This is a genomic window from Martinezella lusitana, assembly GCF_014207095.1.
GTDB classification, from domain to species: domain Bacteria; phylum Pseudomonadota; class Alphaproteobacteria; order Rhizobiales; family Rhizobiaceae; genus Rhizobium; species Rhizobium lusitanum_B.
The window spans coordinates 436,295-455,111 of record NZ_JACHBG010000001.1 but is presented as its reverse complement, the minus strand read 5'-3'; the positions used below and the strand labels follow the sequence as shown (position 1 = coordinate 455,111).

Sequence of the window (18,817 nt, the reverse complement as noted above, 5' to 3'; positions counted from 1 at the left end):
GCAGCAGGCGCCTCGAACCGACAGGTCGTATGATCCAAGCCGATCCCGCTGTCAAGATGCACCCAAATCGGCACAAATGGCGAACCCGTTAAAATTCTACCGATGCAATTGACGCTTCGGCAAAGTCTCCGTGCAAGGTTGATGCGGTAACCGAGATGAATTCGGTCTGTTCTTCAACAGGGAATGACAATGCTTCGCGCAACGCATCTGGCGAAAGTCAAATCCGAAGTCTATGAGCGCAGCTGGGAACGTTTCTTCGTCCAGCGGCCTGCACGGCTAGTGGCCGTGCGTCCTTGCCTTACCGGCATTTCCGTGCGCAGCGCCGAGATCGTCGATATCTCGCGTGGAGGCGCCAGCTTTGTCGTCGGCACGACCGTCGGTCTGCCGACCCATTACTATCTGAACATCCTCGGCCTTGCCTATCGCATCGCCTGCGCCGAAGTCAGCCGCAACGGCAATCGCGTCCATGTCCGCTTCATCAACCTGATCGAACCGGAAACATTGCGACGCGTCGTGCGCGCCGATTTCATGATCGGCAACGTCGAAGCGCTGGCTGCACGCGGCAAGAGGCAGTAGGCGTATTGGCGAGAACTGGGAACGCAGCTAGCGGCTGCGTTCGGGTTTCTGTCGGACAAGCGGCCCCGCTGGCGGCGCCTAGGATGATACAGCGGCGAGAGCGATCAATGTGACAAAGACGCTCAAAGGCGCAAGGTGCGAATATTCGCGGTGGCGTAGGACGCTTAGCAGCGCAGCCGCAATGATTGCCGCGCCAAGCACCATCCCTGCCATGCGGCTAACAGGAAACGCGATCATTGCGGCGCTGACTATCTCCAACCCACCGGCGACAATGCCCCACCAGGGCGGGTAGCCCCAGCGAACGAAATCGTTTCGTGTCGCGGAGCTGCGGATCGCGTTTGCAAGACCTGCGCCGGAAAATGCGACAACCAAAAACCAGATTGAGAGAATCTGAACCATCTCAGTGCCCACCGATGAGCATGGGGATGGCAGCCAGGACCATAATCACCGCCGTAAGGCCGTGAATGCCGAAGGCACTTTTGCTGGAGCCTTTAGCTGCGAGAATGAGCAGCATGTCGCCGATCGGGATGATCGCTTCGACCAGAAGGACGATGCCGATCTCCCTCTGAGTGCCCCACACCATAAATGCAAGCACGAGCAGTCCCGCCACGATGTCGCGAACTCCCTTGAGGCGCAGCCACCAAGGGATATTGGGGCCATCGTCAGGAAGCGGCAGGCCAAAACCGCGCATCATGGTCATTGGGCTCGCGATATAGCCGGTGCCAATCGCAATAATCGCGAGAGCCACAAGCAGCGCGATCCCGTTAACAAGCCAGTCCATCTTCAATTCTCCTAGCGTAGCAATATAATCTATCATCGCTAGATGATGACTTAGCATTGCTAGATAGTCAAGCGATGCTATAATTCAAGCGCGCATTTGCCGTGCGGACATGGAGCTTTTGGGATGACTGTCACAGACCGGAAAATTCGGGAGCGAGCCGAGCGCGAAGATCGCATCGTTGCTGCAGCGCGCGCGATCGCGGAAAGCGAAGGATGGGAGGCCGTTACCATTCGCCGCCTGGCTAACGAAATCGAATATAGCCAGCCCGTCCTTTATTCACATTTCGCGAGCAGGGATGCCATCGTTGCGGCGGTTGCCGTGGAAGGTTTCAAGGAGCTCGCAGCCGTTCTTCGTGCGGCAGCGCACGCGGCAGACGGACAACGCGACGCTCTCATGAAGGTCGCCACGAGCTATTTTGCCTTCGCACTCAGCCGCCCCGCACTCTATGACGCCATGTTCATCCTACCGACCCAGTTGATATTCGCCGAAGCGGAAACGAGAGCAGAACTTCGGGACGGTTTCGAAGCGATTACAGCAGTCGTGTCGCCGTTCTGCATGGATGTGGAGATCGTAACCGAGACTTTCTGGGCAGCCCTTCACGGGCTTGCCGAGCTCGAACGCTCAGGCCGCGTGAGGCCTGGCATGCATGAAAAGCGCATCGCACTTGTCGTTCAGGCGATCATCAACGCTGAAAACGCCGCACCGAACTAAAAAGCTCATGTCATTCGGTCGCAGCGTGCCAAATGCCGCTATCCGGAAGCGGCGCTTTTCTACTCTTGCAACCACCGGCCAAGCGCCTATTCTGCCGCACCTTGCAACTGAATTCGGGAAACAAAGCCAGCATGTCCGCCTTCTCGCGCTTCACGCCGCTGATCAGCGCCCTGCCCTCCACCGTCCCTTTCGTCGGCCCCGAAGCGCTGGAGCGTCAGCGTGGACTGACGGTCAAGGCCCGTATCGGCGCCAATGAAAACGGCTTCGGGCCTGCGCCCTCCGTCATCGCGGCCATGCGTGAACGTGCTGGCGATATCTGGATGTATAACGATCCGGAGAATTTCGAGCTGAAGCATGCGCTTGCAGCGCATCTCGGCATCCAGCCTGCCAATATCGCGGTCGGCGAAGGCATCGATAGCCTGCTCGGCCTGATCGCTCGCATGGTTATCGAGCCCGGCACACCCGTCGTCACCTCGCTCGGCGGCTATCCCACCTTCAATTTCCATGTTGCCGGTTTCGGCGGGCGCCTCGTCACCGTGCCCTATGTCGATGATCGCGAGGATCTGGAAGGGTTGCTCGAGGCTGTGAAGCGCGAGAACGCGCCGCTCGTCTATTTCGCCAATCCCGACAATCCGATGGGAAGCTGGTGGGAAGCCGAAAAGGTCGTCGCCTTTGCCCGCGCACTGCCGGAAAACTGCCTGCTAATCCTCGACGAAGCCTATAGCGAAACCGGGCCTGCAAGTTCGCTGCCTGATATCTCGGCCCTGATCGATCTGCCAAATGTGCTGCGCACCCGTACCTTCTCCAAGGCTTACGGTCTTGCCGGCGCCCGCGTCGGCTATGCCATCGGCGCGCTCGAGACGGTGCTGACCTTCGACAAGATCCGCAATCATTTCGGCATGAACAGGCTGGCGACCGCTGCCGCCCTCGCCGCGATAAAGGATCAAGCCTATCTCACCGAGGTGGTCGTCAAGATCCAGACAGCGCGCGAGGTTATAGGGACGATAGCTCGCGACAACGGCTTGCTGCCTCTCGCTTCCGCCACCAACTTCGTCGCCATCGATTGCGGCCGCGACGGCGTCTATGCCCGTGCCATCGTCGACGGGTTGATCCAGCATGGCGTCTTCATCCGCATGCCGGGGGTCGCCCCGCTCAACCGGTGCATCCGCATCAGCGTCGGGCCGAAGCAGGATCTGGATCTCTTGGCTGAAGCGCTGCCCAAGGTGCTGAAGGCGATCGGCTGATCTTCTGAGCGATTCTGGACCTTGCTGAATTGCGAAGTTATAAGTCGCTCATGTCGTCTTGCCAGAACCGCTCTCCGCAAGCGTGAAAATGCGCGGGGATTATTCCGTCGTCCGCGTCGTAGATATACAGCGTTACCGGACACCGCTGCTGGTTCGCCCACTGGATTGCTTCGTGAACGGACACGTCGTCCCGGCTCGCGTAGTCGATGGTCAAGCCGGGTGGCAACTCATCCGCCACATCTGCGTCTGCGCAGCTATTGTCATGCTCTACGGCTTCGATGATTGCGTTCACACGCTTCCAACGATAGCGCCGCTTTCGTCGATCGATGACATTCCAGATCATTGGATTTGCGCGTCGTGTCGCGCTGATAATTTGGCTAAAACCGTCAATATCTTAGCGACTTTGAAGCACGAGCGATAGTCTCCACCGCCATATTGCCCAACACATCGACGTCGTACGCCGGCGGCATGAATGGAGTGGGGCCTGCATAGTCCAAAACGACGAAACCGCGCCAGCCTTATGCCGGCTGGTCGCGGTTTTCATCATTCGGCTGGCGTCTCCGTCGGCCGCCGACATCCCCTCCTTCGAGGTCAGTCTTCATGTCGCGTCTTATGCGGCACGCTTCAGTGCGTCGTCATCCACTCGCGAGCGGCGCGGAGCGCGGTCGCGAGCTGCATCTTAGTCAAGGTTGCGGCAACGTCGGCACGAAGCTCGGCGGCCCGCGCACTGCCACGGATGGCAGCGATATTCAACCATTTATGGGCGGCAACGAGGTCTGCGGAGCAGCCCCGGCCAGTCGCATAGTTCACGCCCAGTTCGCAAAGGGCATCGGCGCTATTACCACCCAACATGGCCATTTCAGACATCGGTGTTTCGAAGCGTGCCATCGGTTTTGTCCCTGTTTGCTTACGTTTGCATCTGCCCTGTTTTCCGTCCGAACCTTGCCGTCGTTCGCGGCTTTCCGGTTCTTCCGGTCGGCGGGTTTGCCCCGCTCGTTTGATGGCTTCACTATCGCAGACGGCTTTCAAAAAACGGCTAAAATGCATGCTTAATTCGATGCAAACAAAGTACAAATGCTTGGTAAACTTCGGTTTTTGTTAAACATCGCTTCCCTTGCAAATTAAGGATTTTCGCGCAAGCTTTACCTTTCGTTAAGATCCGGATTTAAACCCTTCATTCACCACGAAAAGAGCTGCGATAATCAGATGCGATGTTTTTTCGCGCCGTGCCGAGGCCCTGCAACAGGGCATTTGCGCCTGAAATCAGTATTTACCTTTACGTTAGCGTCAGATAACTTCACCCTATTCCCGGCGTTCGAGCCGGGCGGCGTCCGGGGAGGAACATCACTATGATCCGTGCCACCATTCTTGCTACGGCATTGCTCGCAAGCGCCAGTGCGGCTCTTGCCGAAGAGCCGATCGTCGGCAACTGGAAAACCGTAGCGGGCGACACCGCCGCCATCGCGCCCTGCGGCGACAGCTACTGCGTGACGCTGAAGACCGGCAAATATGCCGGCAAGCAGATCGGCAAGATGCAGGGCAAAGGCGGAAGCTATACGGGTGAGTTGACCGATCCATCCGAAGACAAGACCTATAGCGGCTCCGGCACCGTGAGCGGCAATACCGTCAGGATGAAGGGTTGCGTTTTGAAGGTATTCTGCAAATCGCAAACATGGACAAGGCTTTAAAGACCTTCGGCTCCAAGAAGAAGCCCGGCCTTATGCCTACCCGCCACCTTTCGGGCAGGATTTTTGCTGCGTGTTGCTAGCGGTAAACGCACCCTCAAGTCCGGTAATATTTCTGAACGCCGGATGAACCGGCATCTCAGCACCCGTTCAGCCTGACCATGGCAAAACAGTGTCCAGTATGGGGCACGGTAGGGCCAGGAACATGGACTCGATCATCATCGCACGGCGCTTTGTAGTTATTATGCTGTTTGCGGCCGTCTTCGCATTCAGCTTTTCGGTTGCGGTCGAACATGCCGGCCGCAGCGGCGCACAATCGCATTTTGGGGCAAGCTTCACCTGCGTGCAGACCGGCGCGCCCTACTGCACGACAGTACAATAAACAAGTGCTGACGCACCTCGGATGACCGGGGTGCGAATCCCGCAAGAACAAAATAGCTGAGAAAATCCAGAGCCGCCTCTTGCAACGTCGTTTGCTTGTTAACAACGACACTCTATAATGGCTCATGAGCAACCGAATCTCTCCTTTTTCGCCCCTCGACATCTCCTCCCCCAGCCCGTTCCAGCCGCGGACATTCGATGATCCGGCCAAGGCGGTCGAAGCGCTGACGGAGCTATACGAACGCAATACGGCGTTCCTGATCGACAATTTCACCAAGCTCGCCAAGGGTGCGCCGATCACGGCGCGCTATCGCGCCTTCTATCCGCAGGTCAGCATCGAGACGACAAGCTTCGGCCATGTCGATTCCCGCCTCTCCTACGGCCATGTCACGGCGCCCGGCGTCTACACGACGACGATCACGCGGCCGCATCTCTTCAAGCATTACCTGAAGGAGCAACTGACGCTGCTGATGCGCAGCCACAACGTTCCGGTTGTCGTGTCCGAGTCGACCACACCGATCCCGCTGCATTTCGCCTTTGGTGAAGGAGCGCATGTCGAGGCATCCGCCAGCGTGTTCGAGGATATCCCGCTGCGCGATCTCTTCGATACGCCTGACCTCAACACCACCGATGACGAGATTGCCAACGGCGAATATATCCCGCCGCCGGGCCAGCCCTCGCCGCTTGCCCCGTTCACGGCACAGCGTATCGACTATTCGCTGGCCCGTCTGGTCCACTACACGGCGACCAGCGCCGCGCACTTCCAGAATTTCGTGCTGTTCACGAACTACCAGTTCTATATCGACGAATTCTGCCAATGGGCCCGCGATCTGATGGCGAGCGGCGGCGACGGCTATACCGAATTCGTCGAACCCGGCAACATCATCACCAAGGCCGGCTCCAGCCAGCCCGAAGGCGACGTGACCACACCGCGGCTGCCGCAGATGCCGGCCTACCATTTGAAGAGGAAGGGCCATGCCGGCATCACCATGATCAATATTGGCGTCGGCCCGTCCAACGCCAAGACGATCACCGACCACGTTGCGGTGCTGCGCCCGCATGCCTGGCTGATGCTCGGCCATTGCGCCGGTCTGCGCAACAGCCAGCGGCTAGGCGACTATGTGCTTGCTCATGCCTACATGCGCGAGGACCATGTTCTCGACGACGACCTGCCGGTCTGGGTGCCGATCCCGGCGCTCGCCGAAGTGCAGGTCGCGCTGGAAGCAGCCGTTGCCGAAATCACTGGCTACGAAGGTTTCGAGCTGAAGCGCATCATGCGCACGGGCACGGTCGGCACGATCGACAACCGCAACTGGGAACTGCGCGATCAGGCAGGCCCCGTGAAGCGGCTGTCTCAGGCCCGCGCGGTCGCGCTCGATATGGAATCAGCCACGATCGCCGCCAACGGCTTCCGCTTCCGCGTTCCCTACGGCACGCTGCTCTGCGTTTCGGACAAGCCTTTGCATGGCGAACTGAAGCTGCCAGGCATGGCGACCGCCTTCTACCGTACCCAGGTGAACCAGCATCTGCAGATCGGCATCCGCGCCATCCAGAAGCTGGCCGCCATGCCGCCGGAAACACTGCATTCACGCAAGCTGCGCAGTTTCTTCGAAACGGCGTTCCAATAGGGCCAGAGCTTCTGCCCTACCGCCCGTCTGTAGGCATCGAAACTACCTTTGCAACGGCCGCGACTTGCGGCCGTTCGTCGTTTGGCTGCGCACCCAAACTCAAGCACAGGATCAAGAAGGCAAAGCCTACAAATCCGATCCAGATGCGGTACACGACTCTGCCGGCATCGGCCGCCTCCAGCAGCTCTTCTTCCTTCAGCGTCTTCCTTTGCCAATAATGAACGATTGCGGCTTCCAGACTGTACATCTCCGTCACTCCTTGTCGTGATGACGGAACTGGTCGACCGACGTCGAGCTTTTTCGACAGCGGCGGAAATTTTTGCCATGCTGCCAATCTGGGTGTCGATTTGCGCGAAAGCCGCTCGTCTAGAGCCGTCAGCAAATTGAAAGAGGAGACGCTGCGATGAAATATCTCTGCCAGGTCTGGTTCGATGGCACGGCGCTCGACGTCATGACCAAGGAGGAAAAGCACAAGCTCGATTCGGATTCGCTCGGCTATGACCGCGATCTGATGGCAAGCGGCAACATGATCCACGCCGAAGCGCTGCAATCGCCGCGATCGGCGGTGACGGTGCGGGTCCGCAATGGTGAGACCGCGGTGACGGATGGTCCCTTCATCGAAACCAAGGAGTATCTTGGCGGGTTTATTCTGATCGACGCGAAGGACCTGAACGATGCAATCCGCATTGCCGCCGGCATTCCGCTCGCCAAGCTTGGCGCAATCGAGGTACGCCCGATCTATTCTTTCGGCCCGGACACTTGAGGAGGTAACCATGAAATTCCTTTGCCAGGTCTGGTTCGAAACTGCCGAGATCGCCAAGCTTTCCGAAGAGGAAGGGCGAAAACTGACGCAAGATTCGATCGACAACGACAATCGGTTGCGCAACAGCGGCCATATCATCGTCGCCAATGCGCTGCATGAACCGAAGGCTGCCAAAACGGTTCGGGTGCGCCAAGGCCAGGCCGCTGTCACCGACGGCCCCTTCGCGGAAATGAAGGAGCATCTCGGCGGCTTCGTGCTGATCGAGGCGAGAGACATCGAGGAAGCGACTGAAATCGCCGCGACCTTCCCCGTTACCCGCTACGGCATGATCGAGGTTCGCGGCGCCTACGACATCCGCTTTCCGGACGAATAGCTAGAAGGGAGAACACATGCGGTTTCTATGTCTAATCTACACATCCATTGACGTCGACGGACGTCTGAATCAAAGCGAGATCAACCATCTGATCGGAGAGCATTTCGTTTATGACGAAGGCTTGCGACGGGACGGCAGCCTGATCGTTTCGGATGCGCTGGAACTGCGAAACAAATCGATCGTCATCCGGCCGCATGGCAAGACCTTTTCGGTGACGGACGGGCCATTTGTGGAAACCAAGGAATATCTGGCCGGCTTCTATGTCATCGACGCGCCGGATATGGAGAGCGCAGCGGAGATTGCCAAACGCATCCCCTCGGCGCGCTACGGCGCCATCGAGATCCGGCCAGTGCGGACCCTGACCCTTAAGGGAGACCTTGCGGAGATATCCTGACGCCGTGCCAACGAACCAAACCATCGACAGCATCTATCGCAGCCACTCGCGCCGCGTGCTGGCAACGCTGATCCGTCTGCTCGGCGATTTTGACCGGGCCGAAGAAGCGCTTCACGATGCCTTTGCGGCGGCGGCGCAGCAATGGACGCAGGAGACGATCCCGGCCAATCCCTATGCCTGGCTTGTTTCGGCCGGCCGCTTTCGCGCCATCGACCACATCAGGCGCCGGACACGCTTCGATGCCGCGCGCTCGGACATTGCCGACAGCCTTTACCCGGAGGGAGAGGCGATGGAGACCACGGAACCCGAAGAGATCGAAGACGACATGCTGCGGCTGATCTTCACCTGTTGCCATCCCCTGGTGCCCGCCGAGGCGCGCATGGCGATGGCGCTGCGCGAGGTTTGCGGGCTGACCACGGAAGAGATCGCCCATGCCTTTCTGATTCCGGCGCCGACCGTTGCCCAACGCATCGTCCGCGCCAAGAACCGCATTCGTTCCGCCCGCATTCCTTATGAGGTGCCAGGCAAAACCGAATTGCCGGAGCGGTTGGCCCAGGTACTGCACGTCATCTATCTCGTCTTCAACGAGGGTTATTCGGCATCGTCGGGCTCTGCGGTCGTCCGCGCCGGTCTCGCCGCGGAAGCCATTCGGCTCGGCAGGCTTTTGCTGCAGCTATTGCCGGATCCGGAGATCGAAGGGCTTCTTGCGATCATGCTGCTGCAGGATTCGCGGCGGCTTGCCCGCACGGATGCCTCAGGCGATCTGGTGCTGCTGGTCGATCAGGATCGCGCGCTCTGGAATCGCAGCCAGATCCGCGAGGGTCTGCTATTGTCGGCAAGAGCCATGTCGGCTGAGAGCGTCGGCAGCTATGCGCTGCAGGCCGCGATCGCGGCAGAACATGCTCGCGCAGTAACCGCTGGCGATACCGACTGGCAGCAGCTCGTCGCGCTCTACGATCTGTTGTTGATGGCCAGTCCCTCACCCGTGATCGAACTCAATCGGGCCGTGGCAATCTCCATGCGCGATGGCCCGGCTACAGCGCTTTTCATCGTCGACGGCCTGCTGCACGAAGAGCGCATGGCGCGTTATCATCTGACCCATGCCGCGAGGGCCGATTTCCTGAGACAGCTTGGACGATTGGACGAGGCGCGGCAGGCCTACGAAACTGCGCTTTCGCTTTGCCAGCAGGCACCGGAACAAGCGTTCCTGCGCAAGCGATTGTCCGAGCTGGATGACATTGCGCGGTGACAATCGCTTCAGCTGCGCTTGCGCCCGACCAGCAATCCGATCGCAGTTCCCGTCAGCGCCGACACGATGATCAGCAGATGTGCATTGATGCTGGCCTGCGCGAGATTTTCGATTGCTTCCTTCGCGCTTGAAGCACCGAAGGCCATGGCGCCGGCGGTGATGCCGGCAGGATAAGTGCCGACGCCTCCCGGCGCATGCACCGGAAGCACTGATGATAATTCGCCGCCGAGCGCACCACCGAAGCTTGCTGAGAGCGGAGTGACGTTCATGAGGCGGAGCGCCCAAGCGAGCACGACGACCTTGACCAGCCAGTTGACGACGGTCGTCAGCCAGGCGCGCGCAAAGGCCCGGGCGTTGACCGGCAGGCCACGCTCCAGCTCGTGCACCAGGCCCTGCGCCTTCTTCGGCAGGATGCGGGCGGCAAGACGGATCAGCGGCCGGCGGGAGATAAACCCAGCGACGGGCAGAAGCAGAAAGGCTGCCCACACAATCCAGGCCAGGACATGATAGGACGAGGCAAGCGCAAGACCGACGCCGGCTGCGGCCAACAGCGCGTGCAAATCGAGCAGGCGCATGACGAATAGCGCCGATGTGCCCCGCGCCAGCGGGATGCCGAACTCCGAGCGCATCAACACCGGGAAGCTGGTCTCGCCGGTGCGGAAAGGCATCATGATATTCAGCAGGTTATGGACTTGCGTCACACGGAACAGCGCCGTGAAACGGCCCGATGTTTCCTTTGGAAAGTAATCGTAGATGCGCCAGGTTCGCAGGAAATAGGTGCCGGTCAGAAGCGCGAGTGCCAGAAGGATCGGCAGCGCGCCGACCTTACCCCATTGCGCCAGAATGGAGTCCCAGCCCCAGAACCATTCGATGAAGGCAGCGTAGGCCACGACAACTGCGAGGGTCAGTAGCGTCATTCGGTTGCGAATAAACCAATTCTGTCGACTGGCCACCATTGGAGTCTTCATGTAGTTAGGGCACCCAAATGCGAGCGGAGGCTGAGCCCGGACGTTTCGCTCGTTTCCGTCCGGCAGGTTCTGCCGGTCTTTTAGGAGAAAGAAGAGTTGCAGACAACGGCAGAGTCGACCCTCCCCCAGGCCGATGCGGCAGACCAGCTGGAGCTTTCGCTGGTTGTGCCCGTCTTCAACGAGGAAGAAAGCGTCGGTCCGCTGATCGAGCGCATCTGTACGTCGATGACCGGCTTTACCAAGCCCTGGGAACTGATCCTGGTCGATGACGGCAGCGCGGATGCGACGCTTGCCAATGCGCGCCGGTCGCTGACACGCGAAGGGCTGATCCTGCGCATCGTCGAACTGCAGCGCAATTTCGGCCAGACGGCCGCCATGCAGGCCGGCATCGATGCCGCCAATGGCCGCCTCATCGCCACCATGGACGGCGACTTGCAGAACGATCCGAAGGACATTCCTTCGATGGTCGATGAACTGGAACGGCGGCAGCTCGACCTGCTCGTCGGCTGGCGCAAGAACCGCCAGGACGGCCTCCTCCTGCGCAAGATCCCGTCCTGGTGCGCCAACTACCTGATCGGCCGCATCACCGGTGTCAAGCTGCACGACTATGGCTGCAGCCTTAAGATCTATCGCGCCTCGATCATCAAGCAGGTCAAGCTGATGGGCGAGATGCACCGCTTCATTCCGGCCTGGGTCGCAGGCGTCGTGCCGAGCTCACGCATCGGTGAAGTGCCCGTCACCCACCATGCCCGCCAGCACGGCACGTCGAAATACGGGATTTCGCGTACCTTCCGCGTCATTCTCGATCTGCTCTCGGTGATGTTCTTCATGCGCTACAAGGCGCGGCCCGGGCATTTCTTCGGCTCGCTCGGCCTCGGCCTTGGCGCGCTTGCAGCGATTATCCTGTTCTGGCTGTTCATCGATAAGTTCATCTTCGGCGACGATATCGGCAGCCGTCCGCTGCTGATGGTCGGCGTCGTGCTGCTCTTGTCCTCCGTTCAGATGATCACGACGGGCATTCTCGCCGAAATGATCGCCCGCATCTATTATCGCGACGATCTCTCGCCGAACTACATCGTGCGCAAGATCTTCGACCGCGAGCATCAGGACGTTTGAGTTTCCGATCGGAAGCTGGACTGCTGACTTCGTGATCATGCCCTCCGTGCGCCGTCCGTTGGCGCACGGCCGTCGTTGAAGCGAAGTGCCGCTTACGAGCGCATGTCAGCCCAGACGGCATCGAGCGCTTGCCGCGCGATCCGTACCATCGTATCCACTTCCTCATGACTGATGATAAGCGGCGGCGAGGCCAGCATGCGGTCACCTGTTGCGCGCAGCACCAGACCGTTTGCCAGGGCATGGTTGCGCACGGCCGAACCGACCGCATCCGGTTTTTCGAACCTACGGCGGGTGGATTTGTCCGCGGCAAGCTGCAAGGCGCCCATCAGGCCGACGCTGACGGCTTCGCCGACCATATCGTGATCCGCAAGACTGCCCCACGCCTTGGCGAAATAAGGACCGATGTCGTCGCGGACGCGCTCGACCAGCCGCTCCTCCTCGATGATCCTCAAATTCTCGATGGCGGCAGCCGCGCAGACGGGATGGCCCGAATAGGTGAAGCCGTGATTGAACTCACCGACCTCGTTGATGAAAACATCGGCGATGCGATCGCTGACGAGCACGCCGCCGATCGGCAGGTATCCGGAGGAAAGTCCCTTGGCGATTGGTGCAAGATCGGGCTCGACGCCGAAATGCTGAAAGCCGAACCACGAGCCCAAGCGGCCGAAGCCGCAGATGACTTCGTCCGAAACGAGCAGGATATTCCGCGCCTTGCAGATGCGTGCGATCTCGGGCCAATAGGTTGATGGCGGGATGATCACCCCGCCGGCTCCCTGCACGGGCTCGGCAACGAAGGCGGCGACATTGTCCTCGCCCAGTTCGTCGATCTTCTCTTCCAGTTCACGGGCGACCTTCAAGCCAAATTCTTCCGGCGAAAGATCGCCGCCCTCGGCGTACCAGTAGGGCTGGCCGATGTGGACGACGCCCTGGATCGGCAGATCGCCCTGCTCGTGCATGTATTTCATGCCGCCCATGCTGGCGCCCGCGACGGTGGAGCCGTGATAGCCGTTCCTGCGAGCAATGACGGTCTTCTTCGCCGGCTGGCCGACAGCAGCCCAATAGACGCGCGCCATGCGGAACCAGGTGTCACTAGCTTCCGAGCCGGAATTGGTGAAGAAGACATGGTTGAAATGCGGCCCGGCACGGGCGCAGACCTTCTCGGACAGCAATGTCGTCGGTGTCGTCGTCGTGCCGAAAAACGTATTGTAATAAGGCAGCTCGTTCATCTGCCGCATGGCGGCTTCGGCAATCTCGGTGCGGCCATAGCCGATATTTACGCACCAGAGGCCGGCGAAACCGTCGAGATACTTCTTGCCGTTGCTGTCAAAGATATGTGCGCCCTCGCCGCGCTGGATGATCCGTGTGCCATCGGCATTCAGCTTCTTCATATTCGTGAAGGGATGGAGATGGTGGGCAGCATCGACGGCGGCGAGATTGGAACGGCTTGGCGTGTCGGACATCTGCAAGATTCCTGTCGGATTGAAAGGCTGGCTTTGATCAGTTACGACCATGCCGTGAGCATTGGGGATTTACAAGAGCATGGCTGCCGACACCGCAACCGAAGGTAACGCGCGCATCGAGGTGCTGATATCGGACATGAACGGCCGGCTGCGCGGCAAGCAAATTCCAATCTCAGCCGAGAAAAAAGTGTGGTCCGGCGCCGTGCGGCTGCCGACCTCGACGCAATCGCTCGACATCTGGGGCGACGATAATGACGATATCACCGGCCTGTCGCTGACGATCGGCGATCCCGACGGGACCTGCGTTGCCGACCAGCGCACGCTCACCGACATGCCCTGGGCTCCTGCGGGATCGAAACAGGTGCTGGCTACGATGCATGAACTCGACGGCAGCCCAAGCTTTCAGGACCCGCGCGCCATCCTCACAGCCGTTCTCGATCGCTACAAATCGCTTGGCCTGACACCCGTCGTTGCGACCGAGCTGGAATTCTATCTGCTCGCCGGCGACTGGCGGGAAAGAGGCGTTCCTTCGCCACCGGCGGCCTTGACCTACCGGGGCGAACCGAACGGCTTTCAGGGTTATGATATGGACGCTGTCGACCTGCTTGACGGTTATCTTGAAACGCTACGCGGTTATGCGAGGGCGCAAGGGTTGCCAGCAGACGCGACGACTGCCGAATTCGGAGCCGGGCAGTTCGAGATCAACCTGCTGCATCGCCCGGATGCATTGGCGGCTGCAGATGACTGCATCATGCTGAAGCGTGTGGCCGAGCAGGCAGCACGCAAGCATGGCCTGAAATCGACCTGCATGGCCAAGCCCTATACTGACGAGGCCGGCTCAGGGCTGCATGTGCATGCGAGCATCATCGATACTCAAGGCCGCAATATCCTCGATGCGGCCGGCGGCGAGCCGAAGAGGCTGAAGTCGGTCTGCGCCGGGCTGTTGCAAACCCTGCAGGATGCGCAGCTGGTCTTTGCACCCTATGCCAACTCTTATCGCCGTTTCCAGCCGGGCTCGTTTGCACCGGTCGATCTCACCTGGGGTTTCGGCCATCGGGGTACGGCCGTGCGGATTCCCGAGAAAGACGGACCAGCCGCCCGCATCGAGCACCGCGTCGCCGGCGCGGACGCCAATCCCTATCTGATGCTGGCAGCAATCCTCGGCGGCATGCTGCTTGGTCTGGAGAACGACCTCGATCCCGGCGAGGAATCAACGCCCGCATGCGTGCCTGTCGATGCGCCCAAGCTGACCCATGATTTTCTGACGGCTGTCGAGCGCTTCCGCGCCTCGGCCTTCATCGCCGATGTCTTCGGCGAGCGATATCAAAAGCTCTACGGCGATACGAAGCATAAGGAAGCGATCCGCCACCTACGCACAGTTTCCGATTTCGATTATCGCACCTATCTGCCGCGCCTCTGACGGTCTCAGACGGCGAGGCTGTCGATCGCCCCCTCGCGCTCGACACGGGCGGCAGTTCCTTGTCGCACCATCACCCTGAGTTCGCCGGGATGCACCCTGAGCGTCACATCGCGCTCGAGCGGCAAAAGCTCGCCATCCATGACGCAGTTGGCCAGCTGGCGTAGCTTCGGAAAATGCAGGCGCACCTCGGGCGTATGCATGACCATGACATCCGTGTTGTCGCGCACCCGGCCACGCAGCATGTCGATCGCAAGGCGGGCGACACCGAGCGGCCGCAAAGGCTTTGCCATATAGAAGCCCAGCTCGCCGCTGCGCAGACTATCGGCATAGAGCAGCGCGTTGGTGCCGAAGGGATTGTTGGAGACGGAGATCGCCGAGACATGCCGGCGTTCACTGATACCGCCGGCTTCGAAATCGACATCGAATTCCGGAGGATTGGCGATGACGCCGAAAGCGGCTCGGGTGCTGGCCGACATCTTTCCGATGCGCGAGCGATAGGTGTAGCTGTTGCGGTAGCGCACCATGCGCGCATGCAGACCCGCCGAAAACTGATGCACGAAAGCGCGGCCATTGGCGCTGCCGATATCGACATTGTCGACCTCGCCGGTCGCCAGCACGCTCAGCGTCTGCCAGATATCGAGCGGCAATCTGAGAGAGCGGGCAAAGAGGTTCATGGTACCGGCCGGAACGACGCCAAGGGCGACGCCGTTTCTCCAGGCAATCGCAGCGGCTGCCGAAATCGTGCCGTCGCCGCCGCCGGCGATGATGCCGTCTATATCATCGCGGCGGGCCGCCCGTTCCATCGCCGAAACGATATTGCGTCCCTCCACGATCACAGCTTCGAAATCGTGACCGGCGTCACGGAAGATCTGCTCCGCCCTCTTCTCATAGGCAGCCATGTCGGTCGTTCGGAACGTGCCGCCATCACGATTGAAAAAGCCGATCAGCTTCATCGGGGCTCTTGGTCTTCTCTCAAATTCTATCTCAAAAAAGGGGCTGACGCCCCCGTGCGCTTTCACAGAGATGGTTTCGGACAAGGCGATTTCAAGCATTGCGCCGCCTGCACAGGAAGCAGAACCGGCCGGCACTTATGCGCGAATGGATATGCTGCGCTGCAAAAAATGCACAGGACAGGAATGGTACGATCATTGATATTGTTGTTTGTGGCATGTCCATGCCGTCCCAGTCCATTTATTTTCCCATGATGCGCCGAGTACCTGGTTTCAGCGTCCGCCGCGCGATTCGCGGTGCTTCGACCCGATTACCGCCCAAGGAGTTTTCGTGAGCGATATTGCCGTCGAGGTTCTCGATACCCAAACCTCCCTGGAAACGCCGTCGCGCACCGCCATTGCGCTGGTGACTTTGGCACTGGCCGTCGGCAGTTTCGGCATCGGCACGGGCGAATTCGTCATCATGGGGCTTCTGCCCGAGGTCGCCGATACCTTCGGCGTCACCACGCCACAAGCGGGCCATGTCATTAGCGCCTATGCGCTCGGCGTCGTCGGCGGCGCGCCGATCATTGCCGTGCTCGCCGCCAAGATGGCGCGCCGCACGCTGCTCCTGCTGATGATGGCGCTCTTTGCCGCCGGCAATATTTCCAGTGCGTTTGCGCCGACCTTCGAAAGCTTCACGGTGCTGCGCTTCATCACCGGCCTGCCGCATGGCGCCTATTTCGGCGTCGCAGCGCTCGTTGCCGCCTCCATGGTGCCGGTTCATCGTCGCGTGCGGGCAGTCGGCCAAGTCATGCTCGGCCTGACGATCGCGACGCTGATCGGCACGCCGATCGCCACCTATCTCGGCCAGCTTCTCGAATGGCGCGCAGCCTTCATGATGGTCGGCGGCGTCGGGCTCGTCACCATGCTTCTCATCGCCCTGTTCCTGCCGAAGGACAAGGTCGAAGAAGGCGCCAGCATCACGCGCGAACTGGGCGCACTCAAGCGCATTCAAGTTTGGCTGACGCTGGGTGTCGCGGCCATCGGCTTCGGCGGCATGTTTTCGATCTTCAGCTACGTCGCCACGACGACGACCCAGGTCGCCGGCCTTGGCACCGCCATGGTGCCGGTCGTGCTGGCACTCTTCGGCATCGGCATGAATGTCGGTAACATCGTCGGTTCGCGCCTCGGCGACATCTCGATCAAGGGAACGATCGGCGGCATGATGATCTTCAATGTCGTCATCATGACGTTGTTTGCACTCACCGCCGCCAACCCCGTCATGCTCTGCATCTGCGTCTTCCTGATCGGCTGCGGTTTTGCCGCCTGCCCCGCAGTACAGACCCGCCTGATGGACGTGGCAGCCGATGCGCAGACGCTGGCCGCGGCCTCCAATCACTCCGCCTTCAACATCGCCAACGCGCTCGGCGCCTGGCTCGGCGGACTGGTGATCTTCTGGGGCTTCACCGCGGCAGCGACCGGCTATGTCGGCGCGGTCCTCTCCGTCGGCGGTCTTGCCGTCTTCGCGCTGTCAGTTGCTCTGGAGCGCCGTACCGGTCACGCATGACGCCAGTTGCTGGCGGCCGTCATGGCAGAACACATTCTCTTCGCCCCATACGGCCATGGCCTTGATGATCGGCCCAAGGCTGGCGCCTAGCGGCGTCAGCGCATAATCGACACGCGGCGGCACCACCGGAAAGACGGTGCGTGAAACCAGCCCGGATTCCTCCAGCTCCCGTAGTTGCTTGGTCAACATACGCTGCGTCACCGACGGCAGTTTGCGGCGGATCTCGTTGAAGCGCAGCGTTCCCTCCATCAGGTGAAACAGGATCACGCCCTTCCATTTGCCGTCGAGCAGGCTGAGCGTCGCCTCGACCGGACAACCCGGAAAATTCCTGACAAGCTTGGAACGGGGAACCGACATCGACAGTATCCTTTTTGTACCTACGTACAGAAATTGTGCATTCTTGCGCCATGTGAGGATAATGCGCATCTAGCCACTGTGCAACAAACCTAGGAGCTTCTCCCATGCGCGCAGTCGCCTACAAGCAACCGCAACCTATCTCCGCAGAGACATCCCTGATCGACGTCGAACTGCCGACGCCCGAGGCAAAGGGCCGCGATCTGCTCGTCGAGGTGAAGGCTGTTTCCGTCAATCCGGTCGACGTCAAAGTCCGTGCCAATGTCGCTCCGAGCGACGACGCGTATAAGATCCTCGGCTGGGATGCGGCCGGGATCGTCAAGACGGTCGGCCCCGACGTCACCATGTTCAAGCCGGGGGACGAGGTCTTCTATGCGGGCGCCATCAACCGCGATGGATCGAATGCCGAATTCCATCTGGTCGACGAACGTATCGTCGGCGCCAAGCCGAAGAGCCTGGATTTTCCAGCGGCGGCGGCACTGCCTCTGACTTCGATCACCGCTTATGAGGCACTGTTCGATCGTCTGAAGGTGCAAGACCCCGTTTCCGGTGTTGCCAATGCCATCCTCATCATCGGCGGTGCGGGCGGCGTCGGATCGGTTGCCATCCAGATCGCACGGGCTCTAACCGATCTCACCATCATCGCCACGGCATCCCGGCCGGAAACACAGGCCTGGGTGAAAGAGCTCGGCGCTCACCACGTCATCGATCATTCGAAGCCGCTTGCCCCGCAGATCGAGGCCCTTGGCATCGGCGCGCCGGCTTTCGTCTTCTCCACGACGAATACTGCCGACCACATCACCTCAATCGTCGACGCCATCGCGCCTCAAGGCCGGTTCGCGCTGATCGACGACCCGAAGACGCTCGATGTCGTGCCCTTCAAGCGCAAGGCAGTATCGATACACTGGGAGCTGATGTTCACACGCCCGCTCTTCAGCACCGCCGACATGATCGAGCAGCACAAGCTGCTGACCAAGGTCGCGGAGCTGGTGGATGCCGGCAAGATCCGCTCGACCCTGACCGAGACCGCGGGCACGATCAACGCCGCCAATCTGAAGACGGCGCACGCCCTCGTCGAGACCGGCAAGATGAAGGGTAAGATCGTTCTAGCGGGCTTCTGAGCGATCGGATTTCACAGCAATTCGGGCTGGGCGCATGTCGTCCGGCCGCATTGTTTTAACGCATTTGCATCAGGCTTTATTGCGTCGCAAAAAT

General features: G+C 60.2%; 23 protein-coding genes. 14 read left to right on the top strand and 9 right to left on the bottom strand.

Annotated elements, in window-relative coordinates:
* Positions 1-183 precede the first annotated feature (183 nt).
* Positions 184-576, top strand: coding sequence for a PilZ domain-containing protein (locus GGD46_RS02230; RefSeq protein ID WP_184701398.1), 393 nt, complete (start codon positions 184-186; stop codon positions 574-576).
* Between the two features lie 78 nt (positions 577-654).
* On the opposite strand, the gene GGD46_RS02225 is transcribed toward GGD46_RS02230, so the two are convergent.
* Both GGD46_RS02225 and GGD46_RS02220 read right to left on the bottom strand, forming a co-directional pair.
* Positions 655-975: a DoxX family protein gene (locus GGD46_RS02225; RefSeq protein WP_184701396.1), complete on the bottom strand. Its 321-nt coding sequence runs from the start codon at positions 973-975 to the stop codon at positions 655-657.
* Between the two features lies 1 nt (position 976).
* Positions 977-1,357: a DUF4267 domain-containing protein gene (locus GGD46_RS02220; protein WP_184702217.1), complete on the bottom strand. Its 381-nt coding sequence runs from the start codon at positions 1,355-1,357 to the stop codon at positions 977-979.
* 123 nt (positions 1,358-1,480) lie between these two features.
* Between GGD46_RS02220 and GGD46_RS02215 the strand changes: the two genes are divergently transcribed.
* Positions 1,481-2,068: a TetR/AcrR family transcriptional regulator gene (locus GGD46_RS02215; protein WP_184701394.1), complete on the top strand. Its 588-nt coding sequence runs from the start codon at positions 1,481-1,483 to the stop codon at positions 2,066-2,068.
* A gap of 131 nt (positions 2,069-2,199) precedes the next feature.
* Positions 2,200-3,312: a pyridoxal phosphate-dependent aminotransferase gene (locus GGD46_RS02210; protein WP_184701392.1), complete on the top strand. Its 1,113-nt coding sequence runs from the start codon at positions 2,200-2,202 to the stop codon at positions 3,310-3,312.
* A 37-nt stretch (positions 3,313-3,349) separates the two neighbouring features.
* Here GGD46_RS02210 and GGD46_RS02205 read toward each other — a convergent pair whose 3' ends face one another.
* Together GGD46_RS02205 and GGD46_RS02200 are read right to left on the bottom strand one after the other, a co-directional pair.
* A complete protein-coding gene (locus GGD46_RS02205; protein ID WP_184701390.1) occupies positions 3,350-3,655 on the bottom strand; it encodes a hypothetical protein in 306 nt (101 codons plus the stop codon).
* A 281-nt stretch (positions 3,656-3,936) separates the two neighbouring features.
* Positions 3,937-4,200 carry a sel1 repeat family protein gene (locus GGD46_RS02200; RefSeq protein WP_004121770.1) on the bottom strand — a complete coding sequence of 88 codons (264 nt, stop codon included), beginning with the start codon at positions 4,198-4,200 and terminating at the stop codon, positions 3,937-3,939.
* 461 nt (positions 4,201-4,661) lie between these two features.
* Between GGD46_RS02200 and GGD46_RS02195 the strand changes: the two genes are divergently transcribed.
* From GGD46_RS02195 to GGD46_RS02185, 3 genes are all read left to right on the top strand, one after another.
* The gene (locus tag GGD46_RS02195) at positions 4,662-5,000 is read left to right on the top strand and encodes a DUF2147 domain-containing protein (protein WP_184701388.1); all 339 of its coding nucleotides are present in this window, start codon (positions 4,662-4,664) and stop codon (positions 4,998-5,000) included.
* A gap of 202 nt (positions 5,001-5,202) precedes the next feature.
* A complete protein-coding gene (locus tag GGD46_RS02190; RefSeq protein WP_015339266.1) occupies positions 5,203-5,379 on the top strand; it encodes a hypothetical protein in 177 nt (58 codons plus the stop codon).
* Between the two features lie 124 nt (positions 5,380-5,503).
* Positions 5,504-7,006: an AMP nucleosidase gene (locus GGD46_RS02185; protein WP_184701386.1), complete on the top strand. Its 1,503-nt coding sequence runs from the start codon at positions 5,504-5,506 to the stop codon at positions 7,004-7,006.
* A gap of 16 nt (positions 7,007-7,022) precedes the next feature.
* On the opposite strand, the gene GGD46_RS02180 is transcribed toward GGD46_RS02185, so the two are convergent.
* Positions 7,023-7,253, bottom strand: a complete 231-nt coding sequence (locus GGD46_RS02180) for a hypothetical protein (protein WP_184701384.1) — start codon at positions 7,251-7,253, stop codon at positions 7,023-7,025.
* 156 nt (positions 7,254-7,409) lie between these two features.
* Here GGD46_RS02180 and GGD46_RS02175 point away from each other — a divergent pair, with 156 nt between their 5' ends.
* From GGD46_RS02175 to GGD46_RS02160, 4 genes are read left to right on the top strand one after another with little or no spacing between them, the layout of a single operon-like run.
* Complete coding sequence (locus tag GGD46_RS02175) at positions 7,410-7,769, top strand: YciI family protein (RefSeq protein ID WP_184701381.1); 360 nt, start codon at positions 7,410-7,412, stop codon at positions 7,767-7,769.
* 10 nt (positions 7,770-7,779) lie between these two features.
* Positions 7,780-8,142, top strand: a complete 363-nt coding sequence (locus GGD46_RS02170; RefSeq protein ID WP_184701379.1) for a YciI family protein — start codon at positions 7,780-7,782, stop codon at positions 8,140-8,142.
* 16 nt (positions 8,143-8,158) lie between these two features.
* Positions 8,159-8,536, top strand: coding sequence for a YciI family protein (locus tag GGD46_RS02165; protein WP_184701376.1), 378 nt, complete (start codon positions 8,159-8,161; stop codon positions 8,534-8,536).
* Positions 8,537-8,540: 4 nt separating this feature from the next.
* A complete protein-coding gene (locus GGD46_RS02160) occupies positions 8,541-9,785 on the top strand; it encodes an RNA polymerase sigma factor (RefSeq protein WP_184701374.1) in 1,245 nt (414 codons plus the stop codon).
* Positions 9,786-9,793: 8 nt separating this feature from the next.
* On the opposite strand, the gene GGD46_RS02155 is transcribed toward GGD46_RS02160, so the two are convergent.
* Positions 9,794-10,753, bottom strand: a complete 960-nt coding sequence (locus tag GGD46_RS02155; RefSeq protein WP_184701372.1) for a lysylphosphatidylglycerol synthase domain-containing protein — start codon at positions 10,751-10,753, stop codon at positions 9,794-9,796.
* Between the two features lie 96 nt (positions 10,754-10,849).
* Here GGD46_RS02155 and GGD46_RS02150 point away from each other — a divergent pair, with 96 nt between their 5' ends.
* Positions 10,850-11,869 (top strand): glycosyltransferase family 2 protein, encoded by a 1,020-nt coding sequence (locus GGD46_RS02150; RefSeq protein WP_184701370.1) that lies wholly within the window; start codon positions 10,850-10,852, stop codon positions 11,867-11,869.
* Between the two features lie 92 nt (positions 11,870-11,961).
* Here GGD46_RS02150 and GGD46_RS02145 read toward each other — a convergent pair whose 3' ends face one another.
* Positions 11,962-13,329 carry an aspartate aminotransferase family protein gene (locus GGD46_RS02145; protein ID WP_184701368.1) on the bottom strand — a complete coding sequence of 456 codons (1,368 nt, stop codon included), beginning with the start codon at positions 13,327-13,329 and terminating at the stop codon, positions 11,962-11,964.
* 79 nt (positions 13,330-13,408) lie between these two features.
* On the opposite strand from GGD46_RS02145, the gene GGD46_RS02140 reads away from it, so the two are divergent.
* Positions 13,409-14,749, top strand: coding sequence for a glutamine synthetase family protein (locus GGD46_RS02140; protein WP_184701366.1), 1,341 nt, complete (start codon positions 13,409-13,411; stop codon positions 14,747-14,749).
* 5 nt (positions 14,750-14,754) lie between these two features.
* Here GGD46_RS02140 and GGD46_RS02135 read toward each other — a convergent pair whose 3' ends face one another.
* Entirely contained in the window at positions 14,755-15,702 is a 948-nt protein-coding gene (locus GGD46_RS02135) for a diacylglycerol kinase family protein (protein WP_184701364.1), read from the bottom strand.
* A gap of 328 nt (positions 15,703-16,030) precedes the next feature.
* Between GGD46_RS02135 and GGD46_RS02130 the strand changes: the two genes are divergently transcribed.
* Positions 16,031-17,248 (top strand): MFS transporter, encoded by a 1,218-nt coding sequence (locus GGD46_RS02130; protein ID WP_184701362.1) that lies wholly within the window; start codon positions 16,031-16,033, stop codon positions 17,246-17,248.
* Here the strand turns inward: GGD46_RS02130 and GGD46_RS02125 are convergent.
* Complete coding sequence (locus tag GGD46_RS02125) at positions 17,213-17,605, bottom strand: winged helix-turn-helix transcriptional regulator (protein WP_184701360.1); 393 nt, start codon at positions 17,603-17,605, stop codon at positions 17,213-17,215. The genes GGD46_RS02130 and GGD46_RS02125 overlap by 36 nt on opposite strands.
* Positions 17,606-17,709: 104 nt before the next feature.
* Here GGD46_RS02125 and GGD46_RS02120 point away from each other — a divergent pair, with 104 nt between their 5' ends.
* Complete coding sequence (locus tag GGD46_RS02120) at positions 17,710-18,723, top strand: zinc-binding alcohol dehydrogenase family protein (protein ID WP_184701358.1); 1,014 nt, start codon at positions 17,710-17,712, stop codon at positions 18,721-18,723.
* Positions 18,724-18,817 lie beyond the last annotated feature (94 nt).

What these genes read in the sequence shown, in the direction of transcription:
- GGD46_RS02230 (WP_184701398.1), top strand. Translation starts at nt 184, where the DNA reads ATGACAATGCTTCGCGCAACGCATCTGGCGAAAGTCAAATCCGAAGTC.
- GGD46_RS02225 (WP_184701396.1), bottom strand. Translation starts at nt 975, where the DNA reads ATGGTTCAGATTCTCTCAATCTGGTTTTTGGTTGTCGCATTTTCCGGC.
- GGD46_RS02220 (WP_184702217.1), bottom strand. Translation starts at nt 1,357, where the DNA reads ATGGACTGGCTTGTTAACGGGATCGCGCTGCTTGTGGCTCTCGCGATT.
- GGD46_RS02215 (WP_184701394.1), top strand. Translation starts at nt 1,481, where the DNA reads ATGACTGTCACAGACCGGAAAATTCGGGAGCGAGCCGAGCGCGAAGAT.
- GGD46_RS02210 (WP_184701392.1), top strand. Translation starts at nt 2,200, where the DNA reads ATGTCCGCCTTCTCGCGCTTCACGCCGCTGATCAGCGCCCTGCCCTCC.
- GGD46_RS02205 (WP_184701390.1), bottom strand. Translation starts at nt 3,655, where the DNA reads ATGATCTGGAATGTCATCGATCGACGAAAGCGGCGCTATCGTTGGAAG.
- GGD46_RS02200 (WP_004121770.1), bottom strand. Translation starts at nt 4,200, where the DNA reads ATGGCACGCTTCGAAACACCGATGTCTGAAATGGCCATGTTGGGTGGT.
- GGD46_RS02195 (WP_184701388.1), top strand. Translation starts at nt 4,662, where the DNA reads ATGATCCGTGCCACCATTCTTGCTACGGCATTGCTCGCAAGCGCCAGT.
- GGD46_RS02190 (WP_015339266.1), top strand. Translation starts at nt 5,203, where the DNA reads ATGGACTCGATCATCATCGCACGGCGCTTTGTAGTTATTATGCTGTTT.
- GGD46_RS02185 (WP_184701386.1), top strand. Translation starts at nt 5,504, where the DNA reads ATGAGCAACCGAATCTCTCCTTTTTCGCCCCTCGACATCTCCTCCCCC.
- GGD46_RS02180 (WP_184701384.1), bottom strand. Translation starts at nt 7,253, where the DNA reads ATGTACAGTCTGGAAGCCGCAATCGTTCATTATTGGCAAAGGAAGACG.
- GGD46_RS02175 (WP_184701381.1), top strand. Translation starts at nt 7,410, where the DNA reads ATGAAATATCTCTGCCAGGTCTGGTTCGATGGCACGGCGCTCGACGTC.
- GGD46_RS02170 (WP_184701379.1), top strand. Translation starts at nt 7,780, where the DNA reads ATGAAATTCCTTTGCCAGGTCTGGTTCGAAACTGCCGAGATCGCCAAG.
- GGD46_RS02165 (WP_184701376.1), top strand. Translation starts at nt 8,159, where the DNA reads ATGCGGTTTCTATGTCTAATCTACACATCCATTGACGTCGACGGACGT.
- GGD46_RS02155 (WP_184701372.1), bottom strand. Translation starts at nt 10,753, where the DNA reads ATGAAGACTCCAATGGTGGCCAGTCGACAGAATTGGTTTATTCGCAAC.
- GGD46_RS02145 (WP_184701368.1), bottom strand. Translation starts at nt 13,329, where the DNA reads ATGTCCGACACGCCAAGCCGTTCCAATCTCGCCGCCGTCGATGCTGCC.
- GGD46_RS02140 (WP_184701366.1), top strand. Translation starts at nt 13,409, where the DNA reads ATGGCTGCCGACACCGCAACCGAAGGTAACGCGCGCATCGAGGTGCTG.
- GGD46_RS02135 (WP_184701364.1), bottom strand. Translation starts at nt 15,702, where the DNA reads ATGAAGCTGATCGGCTTTTTCAATCGTGATGGCGGCACGTTCCGAACG.
- GGD46_RS02125 (WP_184701360.1), bottom strand. Translation starts at nt 17,605, where the DNA reads ATGTCGGTTCCCCGTTCCAAGCTTGTCAGGAATTTTCCGGGTTGTCCG.
- GGD46_RS02120 (WP_184701358.1), top strand. Translation starts at nt 17,710, where the DNA reads ATGCGCGCAGTCGCCTACAAGCAACCGCAACCTATCTCCGCAGAGACA.